Here is a 19,193-nt window from a genome sequence, read left to right on the forward strand (position 1 = left end):
AATTCTGTGATTTTATACATGCTGAAACTGCCTGCCGAAAGCAGAGGGGGAAACAGTGACCGTTCGATTTGCAGCCTGCCTTGCCATGCTGATGATGGTGTTCCGGGCACTGCCCGCGGACGCCGGGACTCCGCGACCGGAAACAACAGCCGCTGATGTCCTGATCCGGAATGCGACGGTTTTGGACGGCCTCGGAGGTGAGCATCAGGCGTTCGATGTGCTGCTGTCGGGCGGCAAGGTCGCAGCGATCGGCAGGGCCGTTTCCGCGCCGGCCGGCGCCGTCGTTATCGACGGGACAGGAAAATGGATTACGCCGGGCATCATCGATGTGCACAGCCATATGGGAAATGGCGCGGTGCCCGAAGTGTTCGGGATGGAAAGCGTCGGCGAGTTCTCGGGCACCGTGAAGGCGGAGGTGTGGGCAGAAAACGGGATTGTCGTTCAGGACCCGGCCTTCGGCCGTGCGGCGGCGGGCGGCGTCACGACGGTTCAGATTCTGCCGGGGTCCGGAAACCTGTTCGGCGGGCGCAGTGTCGTTCTGAAGGTCGTGCCGGCGCGCACCGTTCAGGACATGCGGTTCGATGGAGCCGCTGACGGGCTGAAGATGGCCTGCGGAGAGATACCGAGCTATTCCTACAACCCGCACCCTCACGTCTACGGGACACTGGGCAAGGCGCCGGCAACGCGCGCGGGGAATTTCGCGATCTATCGCGAGATGTGGACCAAGGCGCAGGGCTACGCAAAGGCGGTGAAGGAGGCGAAGGCGAAGGGGACGAAGCCGCCCGAACGCAATCTGCAGCTCGAAACGCTTGCAGATGTTCTCGACGGCTCCATCCGGGTTCACATGCATTGCCACCGCGCCGACGAGATGGCGATGGTCATGGAGATGGCGAAGACATTCGGATACCGGGTAACGGCATTTCACCACGCAATCGAAGCCTACAAGATCGCGGATATCCTGAAGAGCGAAGGTGTCTGTGCCGCGATGTGGTCGGACTGGTGGGGCTATAACATGGAATCCTACGACGGTATTCCGCAGAACATGGGCCTCGTCGAACAGGCCGGAGGCTGCGCGATGATCCATTCGGATCATTCGACATCGATCCAGCATCTCAATCAGGAAGCTGCGAAGGCTTGGTATTCCGCGGTCAATTCCGGGATCCCCGTGACGAAAGGCCAAGCTTGGCGCTGGCTTTCTTCAAATCCTGCAAAGGCGCTTGGAATTGAGGATCGCACGGGGAGCCTTGTACCTGGCCTGAACGCCGATGTCGTTCTCTGGGACAAGGATCCGTTTTCAATCTACGCCCGCGCCGAGAAGGTGTTCGTGGACGGGAACCTGACCTTTGACAGGGGTAATACGGAATTGCGTTGGGTCAGTGATTTCGAACTGGGCCAGGCCGGTGCGGGAGATGAGAAATGAGCGGAATACGCATTTTTCTGACCATCTTTTGCGCAGCAATGCTGTTTCCCGTCTCCGCGCGCGCGGATCAGCCGGACGTGCTGGCGATCACGGGCGGGCGTGTGATCACAGGCTCGGCGACGGGTGTGATAGAAGGCGGCACGGTGATCGTCCGCAAGGGGCGTATCGAGGCGGTCGGCCGGGATATCGCCATTCCGGCCGGTGCACGCATCGTCGATGCGAAGGGCGGCTTCGTGACGGCGGGGCTTATCAGCCCATGGAGTCAACTCGGCCTCGTCGAGGTTGAAACCGTTGGCGAAACGCTGGACATGACGGCGGGCAACTCATCGTTTTCCGCCGGCTTCGAGGTGGCACCGGGGGTAAATCCCGCGTCCACGATCATTCCGACGGCACGGCTCGCCGGTGTGACCCGCGCCGTTATTTTCCCGGTCGCAGGGACGTCGATATTCGCCGGTACGGCGGCGATCATCGGAACGGATGGTGCCGACGATTCCGTATTCGATGCACGAAGCGCGATTTTCATCGAGCTCGGCGCGCGGGGTGCGGAACTGTCCGGCGGCGCCCGCGGCGCGACCTGGGTTGCGCTCCGGCGCCTGTTCAGTGCGGCGCTCGCCGGGGGGAAGAAGCCCGATCCCGATGATATCGACGGCGCGGCGATTCGCGCGCTCGTCGCCGGAGACCTGCCGATGGTCGCGCATGTCGAGCGCGCGGCGGATATTCGCCAGCTCATCGCGTTCGCGCGGGCCTATCCGAAGCTGCGCGTGATACTGTTCGGCGCCAGCGAGGGATGGGTGGTTGCATCCGAAATTGCAGCCGCGCGCATGGCGGCCATTGTCGACAGCTATGCCAACCTGCCGGTCGCCTTCGAAACGATGGGGGCCACACAGCAGAACGCCCGGCGGCTGGCGAATGCGGGCGTCACGATTGCCATCGCACCGCTCAACCGCTTCAGCGCGGCGCAGCCGCACGACGCAAGGCTGGTCGCCCAATATGCGGGCAACGCCGTGGCAAACGGCTTGAACTGGGCGCAGGCCTTCGATGCGGTAACGATCAATCCTGCGCGGATGTTCGGCATCGATCGCAGCCTCGGGTCTCTTGAACCCGGCAAGATCGCCGACGTGCTCGTGTGGAACGCAGATCCGCTCGAGATCGGCAGCGCCCCAGTCATGGTTTTGATCGCAGGCCGGGAAATGCCTCTCAAGTCGCGCCAGACCGAACTGTTCGAACGCTACCGCAACCTCGGCAATCCAAAGCCCTTCCAGTTCAGGAACTGAAACATGAAGATCATCGCGAAGATCCCGGCACTGCTTGGTGCCTTGCTCGTGCCAACGGCACTATATGCCGCGCCACAATACAGTTCCCAAATCCAGCGGACCAGCTTCGGTGTTCCTCACATCCTTGCAGAAAACGAGCGCGGCGTCGGCTATGGGCTGGGATATGCCTACGCGCAGGACAACGCCTGCGTTTTCCTCGACGAGATGGTCACGGTCGAAGGGCGGCGCTCGCTGCATTTCGGCGCCGATACAGTGGGCGGCCCCGACGCGGCCTCGCTATCGATGCGCGTGCCGAACCGGCAGATCGATGCCTTCATGGCATTGCTGAACGATCCCGCGGAAGTGGAGCAGACGTGGGCCCGGCAGCCCGAAAGTGCGCGCGAACTGGTGCGCGGCTACGTTGCCGGGTTCAATCGCTATCTGCGTGAAGCAGGCTCTTCCGGCCTGCCCGCAGCGTGTCGCGGCAAGCCATGGGTGCGGCCGATCAGTACGACGGATATCATGCGCTTGATGCGCCGCTACGCTGTGCAAGGCAGCTCAGCGCAGTTCGTCGACAATATCGTTGCGGCCAAACCGCCGACAACGGGAGAAAAATCGGCAAGCGCTGCTGTCTCGCCGGAGCTGTTTTCGCGCGGGCCGGATATGCAGTTCGGGATCGGCAGCAATGCCATCGCGTTCGGAAAGGACACGGTTCAGGACGGCAAGGGTCTGCTTTTTGCAAACCCCCACTACCCGTGGGAAGGGATTCTTCGCTTCTATCAATTCCACCTCACCATTCCGGGCAGAATGGATGTCATGGGTGTTTCGCTTCCCGGGATACCGACCGTCTCGATCGGCTTCTCGCGCGATTTTGCGTGGACGCACACGGTCAACACCTCGGTGCACATGACGCTCTATCGTCTGGAACTGAAGCCCGGTGATCCGACACGCTATCGTTTTGACGGCAGCTGGCGAAAGCTCAAGCGCAAGCGGGTGCATGTTTCGCTGCGCACGGAAGATGGCGGCATTCGGCGGGAAGCGCATGACCTCTGGCTGTCCGACTTTGGGCCCGTCATCTCGCGGCCCGGAGGCCTCGAATGGACGGTGCGTCATGCGTATGCGCTGCGCGATGCAAACTGGGACAACAGCCGCATGATCGAGACGTGGCACGGCATCAATCTCGCGCGCACGCTCGATCAGGTGGAACGCGTCGTTGTGGACAATGTGGGGCTGCCGTGGGTGAATTTGCTCGCGGCTGATCGTGAAGGAAGGGCCCTCTACACGGATGTGACGGTTACGCCCGGTATTTCGAAACAGAAGCTCGACCAGTGTCTCGTCAAGGATTTCGAGGCATCCATGGAGCACGGCATTGTCGTTCTGGATGGTGCCAATTCTGATTGCCTTTGGGACAACGATCCGGCGGCGCCGCAGCCGGGAATCGTCGCAGGGCGCAATCTGCCCGTACTCTGGCGTTCGGATTTCGTGCAGAACGCCAACGACAGCGCGTGGATGACAAATCCAGCGGCGCCGCTTGAAGGCTATTCGCCCACCGCAAGTGCGGACGGCGTTGAACAGGGCGGCCGTACGCGGATGGGTATCGAAATCGTTCGCAAGCGGCAGAGCGGCATTGATGGCTTGCCCGGCAACACGTTTACGGCTGACGCAATGAGGCATCTGGCATTCACGAATGATGTATTCGTCGCAGGACTTTTGCAGGCGGATCTTTCGGCATTCTGTAAGAGCCGGCCTTCCGCGGTGACTGTGGGGGCGGATACCATCGACCTGGCGGAGGCGTGTGACACGCTACGCAGGTGGGATGGCCGCGCGAGCCCGGAAAGCATCGGCTATCCGCTGTTCTCTTCCTGGTGGAAATGCGCCGAAAAAAAAGACGTGTATCGGGTTGCCTTCGATCCGCGACGTCCTCTTGAAACGCCTGCGGGCCTGAATTGGCAGGATGAGGCCGTTGTCGGGAAAATTCGCCAGTGCCTCGGTGAAGCGATCGCAGAGCTGGCAAAGCTGGAGATCGATTGGCGCAAACCCTGGGGCGAGATCCAGTATGTCGATGTTGGAACGCGGCGTGTCCCCGTTCCGGGCGGAGCGATCGGCGACGTGTACAACAGCATGTACAGCCTGCCGGAGAAAGGGCGTATGCGGCCTGCACTCGGATCGAGTTATATCCAGATCGTCGGCTTCGATGACAACGGCCCGGTCGCGGACGGTCTGCTGGCCTATTCGCAGTCGACGAACCCCGAGTCCCCACATGCCCATGATCAGCTGCCCCTGTTTCTGGCGGGCAGGCTGGTTCGCCAGCCGTTCCGGCAGGAGGATATCAGGAACGATCCGACCTATTCGGTCGTGACCATTTCGGAATGACGCGGATCGACCGGAGAACGGCGCTCACCGGCATCGCCGGCGGGATGTTGTATGTGATGTCCCCCGGCAGCGCGCGTGCCGCAGCGGAGCCGGAGGAGGCTTTCCGCGCGATGATGAGCGCAGCCGGGTTGCCGGGCGCGGCTGCGGCACTGACTGTGCGCGGCCGTGCGCCGCTCATGCTCAGCTCCGGTGCTGCAGACCTTGCGTTCGGCGTCCGGGTGACCCCTGATACCCTGTTCCACGCGGGCTCTGTCGGGAAGCACGTCACGGCGGCCATTCTGCTGGACCTTGCGGAGCGGGGAGCCATCGCACTTTCGGCACCCATCGGCAGGTATATGCGCGACCTGCCGGCGGAGTGGCAGGATATCGAAATCGAGAAGCTGCTGACCCACACGAGCGGTATTCCCGATTATCAGGGCGGCATTATCTGGGATAGGCCGCTGCTGCGGCAGAGGGTCATCGAAAACGAAGGCGTGCACCGGCTGGTAACGCCGCCGGGAGCCGCGTGGCGTTACTGCAACCTCGCATATACGCTGCTCGGCTATCTGATCGAGGATGTGACGGGCACGAGTTTCGCGGCGGCCGTGGCGGCTTTGTTCGGGCGCGCGGGACTTTCTGGGTGGCGGGTTGACGATGCCGAAGCCGTCATTGCCATGCGTGCAAGCCCCTATGCCGCCGCGCCGGACGGCGGCTGGCGCCATGCCGTTCCCATGTCGAGCAGCATTTCTTCCGTCGGCGCGGGAGGCATATTGATGTCGGCATCCCAATTGCCGCGCTGGCATGATACGCTCTGGGGAGGACGCCTGCTTTCGGCGCAATCGATCGCCCGCATGATGAAGCCGTTCCGCCTGAATGACGGCTCGTCCTGCGGTTACGCCATGGGCTGGTTCACCGATCGGGCTCCCGACGGAAGTCCCTACGTGTATCACACCGGAAGCGTGTCGGGTTTCCGCAGCTATCATTTCCACTCTGCCGCCGATGGCACGGGCATGTGCCTGCTCACAAATGTGGGGACGGACAGGATCGGCGAACTCGGGATCAGTGTCCTTGAAGCCCTGGTGCCGGGATACACATATCGGAACCTCGGCGTACTGACGGATGAGCATTCGTCCCTCACGCGAAAGACACGCGCGCTTCTGCTGGGTCAGCGGCCGCCGGTGGCGGCCGATCTCGCCTCGGGCCTCCGCCTGCTTTTTGCAGAACGCGGAGACACGGCGCTTCGTGTTCGCGATGAACCGGAGACGGTGTCGTCATTCGATGTCATTCAGGAATGGACGGAAGACCGGCTTTTCTATCGCCGCTACCGGCTGTCGACAGGCAGCGGCGATGAGTTCGTCCGTGTCGCCTACGATAGCGCGCGCGCTATCCACATGGTCAACTGGCTGTAAGTTAGCATTGATCAATTAATTTCCAATACGCGTCATTGACTAATTTCTGAAAAATATTAAACAGAACATGTTCTCTCGACAGGCTCGGATTCGCGATGGCGACGATTCTGGCCGGATAGGGGCGCGCATAAAGCAAAAAAGGGGGCAGATAATGTGCAGTCAAAGTCGCAATCGTTCGGTACGCATCGGGCTTCTGTCGTGTGTTGCCAGTACGATGGTGTTGTCGCTTTCCGCGCAGGCGCAGGAAGCCGATGAGGAAATCATCGTTTCTGCGAACAAGCGAAACGAAAAGCTTTCCGAGGTCGCCATGGCGATCAGTGTCCAGAGCGGTGCCGAGCTTGAGGCGCAGAAGGCCAATGGCCTGACAGACTATCTCGGCAACATGCCGAACGTCTCGCTGCAAACATTCGGTTCGCCGGGCCTCGCCAAGGTCGTTGTCCGCGGCATCAACAGCGTCACGTTCAATTCGACCACGGGTACCTACATCGATGACGTTCCGTTCGGTTCATCGACACTGTTTGCTGGCGGTGCGCTGCTGACGCCCGATCTCGATCCCAGCATTCTGGAACGGGTAGAGGTTCTGAAAGGGCCGCAAGGAACGTTGTATGGCGCGAGCGCGCCCGGCGGTGTGCTGAAGTTCGTCACCAAGGCGCCCGATACCAGGGAGTTCTTTGCCAGCGCGCGTGAAGAAATTTCGAGTGTCGAACACGGCGAAGTCGGCTTCTCGCTTCGCGGTAGTGTGAACGCGCCGATCGCTGCGGAAAAGGCGGCACTCCGCGTCAGTGCATATTATCGCCGCGACCCGGGCTATCTCGACAACTCGGTCGATGGCGAGAAGGATGTCAATCGCGTTGAGTCGCAGGGTGTCAATGCCTCGCTGCTGCTGACACCGTCGGATCGGCTCTCCATTCGTCTGACGGGTATTCTGCAGAAGCTGCACGCGCACGGCCTGAACGGCGTTGCTGTCGATCAGGCTGCGTTCTTCGGCTTCATTCCCGGTGAGCCTGCGTCGATCGTTCCGTTCGCTGGAAAGTACGATACGTATTTCACGCTTGATGAATGGAACAAGACCCGCACGCGTGTTGCCGCGGGCACCATCAATTACGAAATCACACCTTCGATTTCGCTCGTGTCAGCAACCAGCTATTCCGTCGCGCGAAACGAAAAGCGCGCGGACTATACTGCCGATTATGTCTCTCTTGTGCCGCCCGGCGATGGGGTGCAGTTTCTCTATGGGCTGGACACGAAGAAATTCACGCAGGAAATCCGCCTTTCATCGACGGATGAAAAGCCGCTACAATGGCTCCTCGGTGCCTTCTACACGCATGAGGATTCGGAGCTGACCTCGGTCTTCCAGCCCGTACTTCCGAACGGAGATTTTGATACGAGTATTCCCGTCGGCTACGGTGCCCGAACGATCACCTCTTACAAGGAATATGCAGCGTTCGGCAATCTCACTTACTTTGTGACGCCGGAGATCGATGTCACGGTGGGCGCTCGTTACGCGCATAATAGAATAACCTATCGTTCCCTTGAGCGCGGCATCTTTGGTAACCCGACGGATCCGGAGAATGATCTCGTGGAGCAGGCGGAGCCGTCCAAGGATAATGTGACGAGCTATCTGGCGAATCTCAGATGGCGCCCCTCGTCGGATCTCATGTTCTATGCCCGTGCGGCGAGCGGCTATCGGCCGGGCGGTCCGCGCTTCCTTCCGATCGGTCTTACGCCGCCGCCTGGATTCACGAACAAGTTCGGTTCGGAAACGCTGTGGAACTACGAAATCGGCACCCGATTCAGTGTTCTTGACGGCCGCGTCAATGTGGGCGCCGCTGCCTACTTCATAGATTGGAAGAACGTTCAGGGCTATATGAGCTTCGGTGCGTTCGGAGCCTTCGGCAATGCGGGTGACGCAGAAAGCAAAGGCTTTGAGCTCGAAGTCGATATGCGTCCGTTTGCCGGTCTCAATCTCGGTCTCGCACTCGGATATGCGGATACGGAGCTGACGCGATCGGATCCAAGCTTCGGCGGGACCGTCGGTGGTGCTCTGCCGTTTGCGCCGAAACTGACGCTCAGCACCAGCCCGGAATATTCCTGGGATGTTTCGGATACCTGGCAGGCGTATGTCGGCGGCAACTGGCAGTACCAGTCCAGCCGCTTCACAAACATCGAGGGCGCGCCCTTGACGGTCAAGTTCGACGGCTATTCGCGCGTCGATCTGCGGGCAGGCGTACGTTCCGACAAGTTCGATATCACCGTGTTCGTGAAGAATGTCTTCGACAAATATGCGGGTGTCGCGGACAACAGCACGCTCTATTACGCGCCCGCAGCAATGGGTATCATCGATCCGCGGACGATCGGCCTGAGTTTCAGCCAGCGTTTCTGATCGTTCGAAAAAGCGGATGTGGCGCCGAGCCTTTGGGTGCGGTGCCACATACGTAACCGGCGTTTCCTGTCGGTTCGAGCCTTTTCCGGAGTGCTTTTCGGACGCGTCCGTTTTTGAAATTGTGTAATTTCCTTTGCCCGAATAAGGATAGCTGCCTCACGAAAGCCAGTTCCAAGGATAGTGATGCAGGTTAGAGACATCCTTACCCAACCTGATCTTAGCCTGACGCCGTCGGAACAGCGCGTCGTGCAGGTGCTTCTGAACGAGTATCCCATCGCGGGGCTGGAATCGGCATCAAATCTGGCGCGGAAGGCAGCTGTCAGCGACCCGACGATCACGCGCCTGATCACGAAACTGGGTTTCACGGGCTTCGCGCAGTTTCAGGCAAGCCTGCTGGGAGAGGTCGAAGAGCGGCTGCGTTCGCCGCTCATGATGATCGACGCCAAGCGCGGCGTCCGGGCTGATGAGGACCGGACGCAAACGCTGTTGCGCTCGGTCGCGCGCACGGTCGACGAAGCCGCGAACGCGATGCTGAAGCCCGCATACGACCGCGCTGCCGAACTGATCCTCGAATCCAAAGGTCGTGCATTCGTGCTTGGCGGACGGTTCAGTCGGCATGTCGGCGGGATGTTGGCCGCCTATCTGCATCAGCTTCGCCCGCGCGTTACCGATGTCGGTGCGCTCGCGGATGAAAGTTTCGACCTGCTGCTTGATGTCGACCGGCGCGATGTGCTGGTTGTGTTCGACTACCGCCGGTATCAGAACAACGTTATCCGCTTCGCCTGGCAGGCAAGCGAACGCGGCGCGCGGATCGTACTCTTCACCGATATCTGGATGTCGCCGATCGCGGAAATCGCTGAAACGGTCATCATCAGTCAGGTCGAGGTTGAATCGCCCTACGATTCACTTGCTGCCCCTGTCGCGCAGATGGAAGCGCTGGTCGCCTATTGCCTGGACCGTGCTGACGACAAGGTTCGGAACCGGGTTCAGTCCCTCGATGCCATTCGCTCATTGAACGCAGTCACGGTCGATACATCCATTGAAGAGTGATTGCTTCCAGTCTCACTGAAGCGCTTCTGCAAGCCTTTCCGACCAGCAGATGATGTCTGCATCCCGGGCGAGAAGGTCTTGGCGAATCTCCACAAGGATCGCCGGGAAACCACGCTGGTCGCCATGCACCAGTAGGCCATAATCGTCGTCCGGGCTGACGATATAAGGTACGTTCGCATCGACGACGAGGTCTGATCCGCGGCGCAGAGAGGCGATGACCTGCTGGGCGAAGGTGGCGGCATCACCGTGAAGGATGCCGGCGTGCCATGGCCGGTCCTTACCCAGGAATGTGGGCGTGAAACTGTGGATCGATACGATGCGCGTTCCGCGACCTTCGCGCTCTCGCGCATCGATATGCTCGGATACGCTGACATGGTAAGGATCGAACATATTCCGAATGCGTCGATCGATTTCCGTTTCGGGTACGCCGACATTCCCCGGAATATCGGTCTCCTCGGACCGGGCGGGAATACACGCCGGCACATGCAGCGGGCGATTGAGATCTATGAGCAGCCGGGAATAGTTTGAAAGGAATGCCGGCGCATCGAGAGCCGCGCTCAGAAGGCGAGTGAGCTCGGCCGCGCCGATATCCCACGCGATATGCCGTTCGCAGTCCGCCGGCGAAAGGCCGAGCCTGCCGTATTCCGCGGGCATGTGGTTGGATGCATGTTCGCACAGCAGAACGATGTCGGATAGCCCGCCTTCATTCACGACCGTGACGGCGGCTGGCCAATCGGCCGAGGCGTTTCCGTTCATCAGTAGATCGCGCCATAGGTTTCGCAGACGGCTTCCGGTGTCTTGCCGGAAGCTGCCGTAATTTCGGCGGTCTTGACGCCTTCGAAGCTTGCCACCAGCCGTGGATCGAACCAGCTCATGGCGGCGGGATCGGCAAGCAATGCCGCAAGGGCGTCCGACAGCGTTTCCGGAAGCCGTCGAAGTCCCAAGGCTTCGCGCTGACTCGCCGTCATCGTCGTGGGGTCATCCGACGTGAAGGCCGGGATACGTGCCCCGGTGGAAATCCCCTCGAGACCGGCACGAATAATCGCAGCCAATGCAAGATAGGGATTGGCTGTCGCGTCGGCCGCCCGATACTCGATATTGAACTGTCCGTCCGGCTTCTGGCCGAACAACGATGTCGTGGGGCAGATCCGCAGCGCAGCTTCGCGATTGCGTTCCGCAAGCCACGTGTATGACGAACTCCAGTTGTGCGGACGCAACCGATAATAGGAAGGTATGCTGGATGCTGTGAATGCCACGATCGACTGCATGTGACGAAGGATGCCGGCGCAGAAGGCTTCGGCCTTCGGCGCCAATCCGCCCGGCCCATCCGGATGGTATGTCGCAGGATTTCCGGATGCGTCGCGGAAGCTGAAATGGATATGCACACCTGCGCCCACCGCATTGGGCCGGGATTTCGGTGTGAAGCTGGCACGCCAGCCCATGGTCCGGGCGATTTCCCGCGCGATTTCGCGGATTGCCACAGCACGGTCTGCCGCAACCAGAGCCTCAGCGGGACGACAGGTGATTTCGAACTGGCCGTCTCCGAATTCAGGAAGGAACGTTTCCGGCTCCACACCGGCCTCTGCCAGCGCGCCCATGAACATCGGTCCGAACGGGTCCAGCCTGCGAAGCGCCTCAAGAGACAGGCAGGGCGCGGGAGGCGATGAAACCCCGAGCATCTGGAATTCCTGCTCGAATGCGGCGATCATCGTGAGGCCGGTGGCAGCCTTCAGTGCTTCCTGAGCTTCGCGGAGGATCGCCCTGGGGCAGCAGGCCCATGGCGTGCCGTCGAGTTCGACGATGTCCCCTATCACCATGTCGAAAGGCGTTGCGGCGCCGGTGCTTGCCGTCCGGTAGCGGGCGGATGCGTCGGCGACCAGTCGCAGGTCGCCGATGGAGCCCCATGGATTGGGTGTCGCAATGCCATTGAACGGCGTGAGCGAAATGTTGGCGGGAAGCCAGCCGATACTGATGGCGCTGCCTTCATCGAAACGTTTGGCCGACACGGCACGGCCGCGAGTGATTGCACCGAGATCGGTGGTGACAATGCTCGTCAGTGGCGAGCCCGGCTGAACGGCGCTCATTTCAGCACACCAAACCGGGCGACAACAGTTTCGGTATCGGTGATCCAGCCATAGCCGCCGAACGCTTTCAGGGCCGTTTCGTGACGTTCCGCGGTCTGTGCTGCGCAGGCGTCCGCGACGCACGTGACCATATAGCCGCGGTCTGCGCCGTCACGGACCGCCATATCGACACACTGATCGGTCATGATGCCGGCAACGACCAGAAACTCCACGCCGAGATTGCGCAGCACGTAGTCGATCGCGGTCGAATTGAAGACGCCTGACGAGGTTTTGGGCAGAACGATCTCGTCGGGTCCCGGAGCGAGCGACGATACGGGTTGCGCGAGTTCCGAACCGCGCGGAACGTGAATGTTTGAAAGCTTGTGATCCAGAGATCGATCGCGCCCGTCTATCGTCAGGCTTTCGATGATCGTATGCAAGACCTCGATTCCGGCTTCACGGGCCGCTTCCAAAAGCCGGACCTGATTGGGAATCGTGGAGGACCACACGCGTTCGTAGAAAGGATGCTTACGGTCCCAGTCAGGATGCCGGGGATTGCGACCGGGCTCAAGCCAGATTCGCTGCATGTCGACCAGAAGCAATGCAGTGCGCCGGGCCGCATAAGGCGCATCGCGCGTGAAGGACGGTTCCATCAAAAATGCTCCTGACACTCACGGTTTGCCCCCGAACCGCAGCCCGGGATGATCATGCGAATCGGTATGATGATTTATTTCTAGAAAATCCATATATTTATATATCTGGTAATTTTCCTACATTGTAAATCGTCGCCCCTTTCTACCCGACGCCGCCGCGGCGTGATCTGAGTCTCCGAGAAAGGCTCTACGATAAATCCCTGTTTTTTGACGGGAATATGGAGACTTTTCCTGCGCAAGGTGCGCTACCCCATGCTCGACGTCATCGCGCGGAGCAGCTTCATGACCTGCAGCATACATTGTCACAGCCGGTTCGGCGGATTGCGCTGCCGACCGTCTGCAGCGGCCGAAAGGCAGTGCTCCGTCAACGCGCTCGGGTGGGTTTGCAGCGATCGAGCAGTCCCAGCTGATCATAGCTCTTCAGTGTCCGGCTGACGGGATGTGTCGTGTAATGAACCGTGAAACTCTGAGACCTGAAGAGCCTGGTGACGACGGATTCGTATTCCTCGAAGTCCAGCGTTGCCGTCTTCATGACATAGTCGGTTTCGCCGAGAACGGATATGCACTCCAGAATTGCAGGTTCGGCAATGCAGGCGGCCTCGAAGGCCTTCACCTGGGCGAATTCGTAGTCGGAGATGCGGATCGTCGTGATGAAGTAGACAAGGGAACTGATTGCGGAAAGGTCGACTTCGGCGCGGTAGCCGGCGATCACACCCGACTCCTCGAGTCTTCTCATGCGCTCGTGGCAGGGCGTCGCCGACAAGGCGACGGCTTCGCTGAGTTCGGTCTTTGTGATCCGTCCCCGGCCGGCAAGGACCTTCAGTATTTTCCAGTCGATCGCATCGATCTTGATTCTGAGCGCCATCCTGACGATTCCCCAAACGGACGCGGCAGCGGAACGGAATCCGCGGACCTGTCGACACTAGCGAAGCCCCGATCATCGTCAACGTGCCGCGAAAGCCGGCCCGATCGTCGTTGCGGCGATCGGCGATGCCGTTTCGCGGGCCGTTCAATCCGCTTTCCCGACCGGAAGGAAGTCTCCCGATGACACGTCAGAAATCCATGTTTTCATGCAAGCCCCTTGAACAGATAAGAAGGGAGTCCGCATCTGGTGAGCTCGTTCGGGCACTCGGGCCTGTGCACCTGCTGCTGCTCGGTATCGGGTCGATCATCGGTTCCGGCATCTATGTGCTTTCGGGGACCGCGGCGGCAAACTTCGCGGGGCCGGCGATTATCGCCTCTTTCGTAGTCGCGGCGCTTGCGTGCGTGTTCGCAGGCCTGTGTTATGCGGAGCTGGCATCCACGATGCCCGTGACAGGCTCGGCATACACATACGCCTATTCCACGCTCGGCGAGCTGCCGGCATGGGTTCTGGGCTGGCTTCTGATCCTAGAGTACGGCATCGCCGGTGCCACCGTGTCCGTGGGCTTTTCTGGCTATCTCGTCAGCCTTCTGGGTGAGTTCGGTCTCTCCATACCGGCCGTGATCGCGACACCGCTTGTCCAGTCCGTTCAGGGCAATGGCGGCTACACGTTCATCGCCGGGAGCAGCGTCAACCTGATCGCGAGCGGGGCTGTCGCCGTCATGGTCGTACCGCTGATCTTCGGTCTTCGGGGCGCGGCCGGGATCAACAGTGCGATCGTCATGCTCAAGGTGACGGTCCTGCTCGTGTTCGTTGCGTTCGGCGTGAGCGCGGTGGTTCCGGCAAACTACCAGCCCTTCATCCCGCCTAACGAGGGTGGGTTCGCTTATGGCTGGCAGGGCATATTCCGGGCCGCTTCCCTTATCTTCTTCGCCTATATCGGTTTTGAAGCCGTTTCCACGGCGGCGGCGGAGGCGCGCAATCCGCAAAGAGACATGCCGATCGGCATCCTCGGTTCGCTGGCGGTCTGCACGGCGCTCTACATCGCCGTCGCGTGGGTCATGGTCGGTGTCGTTCCGTTCCGCGAACTCGGTGTTACGGATCCGCTCGCTTTGGCGGTGGATCGTATCGGCAAGCCGGCGCTGCTGATGTTCGTCAAGGTGGGTGCCGTGGTGGGTCTCACCTCGATCATCCTGTCCACCGCTTACGGCCAGTCGCGCATCTTTTACGCAATGGCGCGCGACGGGCTCCTGCCGCAGATCTTCTGCAAATTGCACCCCCGGTTCCAGACACCGTGGCTCGGCACGATCGCCGTGGGCGCCGGTATGGCATTGATTGCCGGTCTGCTGCCGATCACGCTGCTCGGCGATCTCATCAGTCTCGGAACGGCGATCTCGTTCGCAATCGTGTGCTTTTCCGTGATCTGGCTGCGCAATCACCAGCCCGAGATGGAGCGTCCGTTCCGTGTGCCCGGCGGCGCCATTCGCGTGCGCGGCTGGTGGATCGGCATCGTTCCCGCGCTTGGAATATTCATGTGCCTTGTCATGGTAGCGCCGCTCGTCATCGATATCGCCGCGCGGGCGTATGATGGCGAGCTTCTGCCCGCGGGCCTCCTCGGCGGATACATCGCGTGCGGTGCGGCCGTGTATGCGCTTTATGGCTATCGCCATTCCCGCGTGGGGCGCGGTTTGTTACCCGTGTCCGGCGCCGCCATACCCCTCGCGGATCAATAGGCGTGGATATGCGCGATCCTCTGGCTGTTCTGGCCGAACTCGAAGCGGGACAGCCGCTGACGACTGCGGTGAGCCTCGAAAAATGGCGGCTGGCCACACCGTTCGTCATTGCGCGCGGTGCGCAGGATGTGGTGGACCTGCCGGTTGTCAGCCTCACGACGCAAGGCCAGATGGGGCGCGGAGAATGTTGCCCTGTGCCGCATTTCGGCGAAAGCACGGAATCGGTTCTCTCCGAGATCAGCCGGCTTCTGGAGGCGCTTGCGAACGGTGCGCGCTGGTCGGAACTGCATGACCATGTTCCTGCCGGTGCCGCGCGCAACGCTGTCGATTGTGCATACTGGGATCTGATGGCGAAGGTGCGCGGTATGCCGGTCTGGAAGCTTCTCAGCCTGGGCGAACCGGTACCCGTGGAAACGGCCATGACCATCAGTCTCGGACCTCCCGACGCGATGGCGGAAGCCGCGCGGGGCGTTTCGGGTCATCATATGCTCAAGATCAAGCTTGGTCCGGAGCAGGTGGAAGAAACCATGGCTGCCATTCGCATGGCTATTCCCGAAAAGCATCTGATCGTGGATGCGAACGAAGCATGGCATGTATCACAGCTCGGAGCGTACATGGCCGTGCTTTCGCGCCATGGTGTCCTGATGCTCGAACAGCCATTAGCCGCCGGGCAGGACGATGCCCTTGAGTGTATGACGCGCCCCATTCCCGTGGGCGCGGACGAATCCGTTCATGTCGTGGCCGATCTCGAAATGGCGTCGCGTCGCTACGATGTCGTGAACATCAAGCTCGACAAGAGTGGGGGGCTGACGGAGGCAGTCCGGTTGCTGCGCCGCGCGGCCGATCTGAAGCTGGATGTGATGGTCGGCTGTATGCTCGGCACCTCGATGGCGATGGCGCCGGCGATGTTGCTTGCGCCGCATTGCCGCTTCGTCGACCTGGATGCGCCTCTGCTTATGGGGTCGGATCGGTTCCCCGGGCTCAACTATCATGACGGATGGATCGATCCTCCGTCGCCTCATCTTTGGGGGTAACACGCGGTGTTTCACGAACATTGGCTGCGCCGCACCGACCCCCTCGCTTCTGGAGACCTCAAATGAAAATCAAAACGCCCTACCTGTTGTTCATTGGCGATGCGAAGCACGCGAAAACAGCCTTCGGCGTGCGGGACTGGCGGCCGGAGCAGGCGCTGGCCCAGTATCGCTATCCTGCCTCCATGATCGATCTTGGTCTTCCGGACATGGACTTTGCCGAAGCCCACAGAAACGGCGCGCGGACCATGCTCCTCGGGAGCGCTCCGGCCGGCGGCATCCTTCCGGAGGCCTGGGTCGACGATATCATTTCAGCGCTGCGGGCAGGGCTCGACATCGCCAGCGGTCTCCACACCAGGCTGAACGACCATCCGCGCATCAAACCGGTGGCGGATGAACTCGCACGCTCGCTCTGGGATGTGCGATACCCGAGAAAGACATTCTCGATAGGCGCTTTCGAGAAGCGTTCCGGAAAGCGTCTGCTGACCGTAGGGGCGGATTGTGCGGTCGGGAAAAAATACACGGCCCTCGCTATCGAAAAGGCGCTGCGCGCCAGAGGTGTCGATGCCGATTTTCGGGCAACCGGCCAGACGGGTATTCTTATCGCGGGCAGCGGAATTGCCATCGATGCCGTGGTGGCAGACTTCATTGCCGCGGCGGCAGCCGAACTGTCCCCCTCTGCGGCTGACGATCACTGGGACATTGTCGAGGGGCAAGGTGCGCTCTTTCATCCGGCTTATGCCGGTGTGACGCTGGGCCTGATTCACGGGACACAGCCTGAAGCGATGATATTCTGCGCTGATCCTTCCAGAACCCGTCTCGGTGATTTCGAGCTCTACCCGCAACCGGGCCTGAAAGAGGCGATTGCGCGCTACACCGAGGCCGCAAGGCTTACGAACCCTGCCGCACGGGTTGCCGGGATCAGCCTGAACACATCGTCTATGGAACCGGAAGCGGCAAAGGTGTTGCTACTGGAATATTCGCAGCGAACCGGCTTGCCTTGCACGGACCCCATACGATTTGGCGTTGAAGAGCTGGTTGACGCCTTCGTGTGAGCGATTCTCCAGCAGATGGTCAATGACATGCTTGGAAGCCAGCCTCCAGCCGTGCGGGCTGCTGCCGTACAAATAGAGGCCGGCCGTCATTCCAGAGGACAGGTGTGTAACCCCCGAACGCTTACGGGCTTCCCTGATCGCGCGATCGACTTTCCTTGTTTGCAGCGCTTTGTTTCCCTGTTCCCGAAACGGCAAATTCTACAGAAAAATGGCAGAAATCCAGTGCGCTTCGTAAGCTGTGCCGCATGCTTCCCGTGTTATTTCTCCAATTTTCCCTGTAAATTCCTGTAGAACAGGGAAAATACTCCCTGAGACCCGCGCACCATAGACTGTGTTACGCACCATTCAGTGTTAAGGCGTTGATATAGAAGAGAAATTCTCTTCCTCCGCCAGAATATGGCCGAGTTTCCGGGGGTTTCGACCCTCGCTTCAAGCTCCTGCCAACAGCCTTCAGTCTCTGGCCGCAGATACGCCCTTCAGAAATGGCCCGTGTCTCCCGTCAGTAAAAACCCGGCCCCAGCTGCGATGCGCGATTGCTGCGCATCTGCTGCACGAATGATGCGATGATTCCGGTGTCTATTCTGCAATAAAAAGGGCTCCATTCCGGAGCCCGATTTATTCGGAAATATCCCGCGTCAGATAAATCCGAGTTGCCGTCGCTGTTCTTCCCAGTCGGGTGAGAACGGAGTTGCGAGGAGTTTCTTCCGGGTCAGCGATGCGGGCTGCCGCCCTTCAAGGATTGCCGTGACGATATCGGGCGCAAGATACGACTGACGCATCCTGTCGGCGAGATGGCCGCGGCAGCGCCCGAGCCGCGCTGCAATCTGCGCGAGTGATCCTTTTCCTTCGAGAACCGCTTGCCGTACGGCATGAGCCTCGGCGAGGAGATCGATCAGGTTCGAGTCCGTGTTCGTCGTTGCGGGCTCCGATCCAGGAAAGACCAGCTTGATGACATGACCGCGTCGAAGGCGTTCGACCGGCGAGCTCAGTGTGTGGATCTGATCGCTTCCCGGCATCAGCGCGGAGAGGCAGACGCCGACGTCGATGTGATTGTCGTGGAGATCAACGCGGGCAATGATGCGACGGAGTTCCTCGCGAAGATCTTCAGCGTTGGAAACCGCCAGTGTTTCTGCTGCCGCATAAGCTCGATCGAGGCAGGCTTGCATCGCCATTGCATGTTGCGTGCCCGATGCTTCCTGAACGGCGGTGTCATCGCGAAGAAAATCCCTTACCCGCTGAATGACCATCTGTTCGAGGTCATGGGCGGGTACACGCATCGCATTGCCGTTCGTGCCCTGACGCTCCTGCGCATGGGTGATGTAGTAGCGATAACGCTTGCCCTGCCGGTTTGCGTATGAGGGTGTCATCCGCCGGCCAAGGCCATCGTGCAGCAATCCGGTGAGCAGGGCGTTCTGCTTGCCGTTGGACCGGGTTCGCCTCCGGGCTGCATTCTCGATGAGCTTCTGTTGCACTGCGTTCCAGAGATCCTCGTCTACAATGGCTTCGTGCTCGCCTGGATACGTCTTGCCCTTGTGAACAATGAACCCGCGGTAGATCGGATTCTTCAGGAGATGGTAGAGACTGCCCCTGCGGAACGGGATGCCGCCGCGATGCGGACCACTCACCCGGTGCTGGATCTTGGTACGGATGCCGGCGCGTTCCAGCTCATCGATCAGCGTGCCAGCGGAAGCGGTCCTAAGGTAGCGCTCCATGATGTCCCGGACCGTTGCCGCCTCACTCCCGACGACGTGCAGCTTCCGCTCCCGTACCTCGTAACCGAGCGGAACGGGCCCACCCATCCACAGGCCCTTCTTCTTCGATGCCGCAATCTTGTCTCGGATGCGCTCGCCGGTCACTTCGCGCTCGAACTGCGCGAAGCTGAGCAGCACGTTCAGGGTGAGCCGTCCCATGCTCGGGGCTCGAAAACCA

The 19,193-nt window shown here is 60.5% G+C and carries 14 protein-coding genes; 9 read left to right on the forward strand and 5 right to left on the reverse strand.

Annotated features, from left to right (window positions below; all coding sequences use genetic code 11):
* Nucleotides 1-55: 55 nt before the first annotated feature.
* The 6 genes from ACE3TJ_RS12150 to ACE3TJ_RS12175 all read left to right on the forward strand — a co-directional run bounded on the left by ACE3TJ_RS12150 (nt 56) and on the right by ACE3TJ_RS12175 (nt 9,867).
* On the forward strand, nt 56-1,420 hold the full coding sequence (locus ACE3TJ_RS12150) for an amidohydrolase (RefSeq protein ID WP_374596455.1): 1,365 nt from the start codon (nt 56-58) through the stop codon (nt 1,418-1,420).
* Nucleotides 1,417-2,694 (forward strand): amidohydrolase family protein, encoded by a 1,278-nt coding sequence (locus ACE3TJ_RS12155; protein WP_374596457.1) that lies wholly within the window; start codon nt 1,417-1,419, stop codon nt 2,692-2,694. Before ACE3TJ_RS12150 ends, ACE3TJ_RS12155 begins: the two co-directional genes overlap by 4 nt.
* Nucleotides 2,695-2,697: 3 nt before the next feature.
* Entirely contained in the window at nt 2,698-5,046 is a 2,349-nt protein-coding gene (locus ACE3TJ_RS12160; protein WP_374596459.1) for a penicillin acylase family protein, read from the forward strand.
* Complete coding sequence (locus ACE3TJ_RS12165; protein ID WP_374596461.1) at nt 5,043-6,434, forward strand: serine hydrolase domain-containing protein; 1,392 nt, start codon at nt 5,043-5,045, stop codon at nt 6,432-6,434. Before ACE3TJ_RS12160 ends, ACE3TJ_RS12165 begins: the two co-directional genes overlap by 4 nt.
* 151 nt (nt 6,435-6,585) lie before the next feature.
* Nucleotides 6,586-8,817, forward strand: a complete 2,232-nt coding sequence (locus tag ACE3TJ_RS12170) for a TonB-dependent receptor (protein WP_374596462.1) — start codon at nt 6,586-6,588, stop codon at nt 8,815-8,817.
* A 183-nt stretch (nt 8,818-9,000) separates the two neighbouring features.
* A complete protein-coding gene (locus tag ACE3TJ_RS12175; protein ID WP_374596464.1) occupies nt 9,001-9,867 on the forward strand; it encodes a MurR/RpiR family transcriptional regulator in 867 nt (288 codons plus the stop codon).
* A 12-nt stretch (nt 9,868-9,879) separates the two neighbouring features.
* On the opposite strand, the gene ACE3TJ_RS12180 is transcribed toward ACE3TJ_RS12175, so the two are convergent.
* From ACE3TJ_RS12180 to ACE3TJ_RS12195, 4 genes are all read right to left on the reverse strand, one after another.
* Complete coding sequence (locus ACE3TJ_RS12180) at nt 9,880-10,623, reverse strand: N-formylglutamate amidohydrolase (RefSeq protein WP_374596466.1); 744 nt, start codon at nt 10,621-10,623, stop codon at nt 9,880-9,882.
* A complete protein-coding gene (locus tag ACE3TJ_RS12185; protein WP_374596468.1) occupies nt 10,623-11,951 on the reverse strand; it encodes a hypothetical protein in 1,329 nt (442 codons plus the stop codon). Before ACE3TJ_RS12185 ends, ACE3TJ_RS12180 begins: the two co-directional genes overlap by 1 nt.
* Nucleotides 11,948-12,532, reverse strand: a complete 585-nt coding sequence (locus ACE3TJ_RS12190) for a cysteine hydrolase family protein (RefSeq protein WP_374596470.1) — start codon at nt 12,530-12,532, stop codon at nt 11,948-11,950. Before ACE3TJ_RS12190 ends, ACE3TJ_RS12185 begins: the two co-directional genes overlap by 4 nt.
* 415 nt (nt 12,533-12,947) lie before the next feature.
* Nucleotides 12,948-13,448, reverse strand: coding sequence for an Lrp/AsnC family transcriptional regulator (locus ACE3TJ_RS12195; protein ID WP_374596472.1), 501 nt, complete (start codon nt 13,446-13,448; stop codon nt 12,948-12,950).
* A 272-nt stretch (nt 13,449-13,720) separates the two neighbouring features.
* On the opposite strand from ACE3TJ_RS12195, the gene ACE3TJ_RS12200 reads away from it, so the two are divergent.
* From ACE3TJ_RS12200 to ACE3TJ_RS12210, 3 genes are all read left to right on the forward strand, one after another.
* A complete protein-coding gene (locus ACE3TJ_RS12200; RefSeq protein WP_374596474.1) occupies nt 13,721-15,178 on the forward strand; it encodes an amino acid permease in 1,458 nt (485 codons plus the stop codon).
* Between the two features lie 8 nt (nt 15,179-15,186).
* Nucleotides 15,187-16,212 carry an N-acetyl-D-Glu racemase DgcA gene (dgcA, locus tag ACE3TJ_RS12205; RefSeq protein WP_374596476.1) on the forward strand — a complete coding sequence of 342 codons (1,026 nt, stop codon included), beginning with the start codon at nt 15,187-15,189 and terminating at the stop codon, nt 16,210-16,212.
* A gap of 62 nt (nt 16,213-16,274) precedes the next feature.
* Nucleotides 16,275-17,264, forward strand: a complete 990-nt coding sequence (locus tag ACE3TJ_RS12210; protein WP_374596478.1) for a DUF1611 domain-containing protein — start codon at nt 16,275-16,277, stop codon at nt 17,262-17,264.
* Between the two features lie 635 nt (nt 17,265-17,899).
* Here the strand turns inward: ACE3TJ_RS12210 and ACE3TJ_RS12215 are convergent.
* Complete coding sequence (locus ACE3TJ_RS12215) at nt 17,900-19,174, reverse strand: recombinase family protein (protein ID WP_374596480.1); 1,275 nt, start codon at nt 19,172-19,174, stop codon at nt 17,900-17,902.
* Between the last annotated feature and the right edge of the window lie 19 nt (nt 19,175-19,193).

Source organism: Sphingosinicella sp., assembly GCF_041916975.1.
Classification (GTDB): Bacteria; Pseudomonadota; Alphaproteobacteria; order Sphingomonadales; family Sphingomonadaceae; genus Sphingosinicella.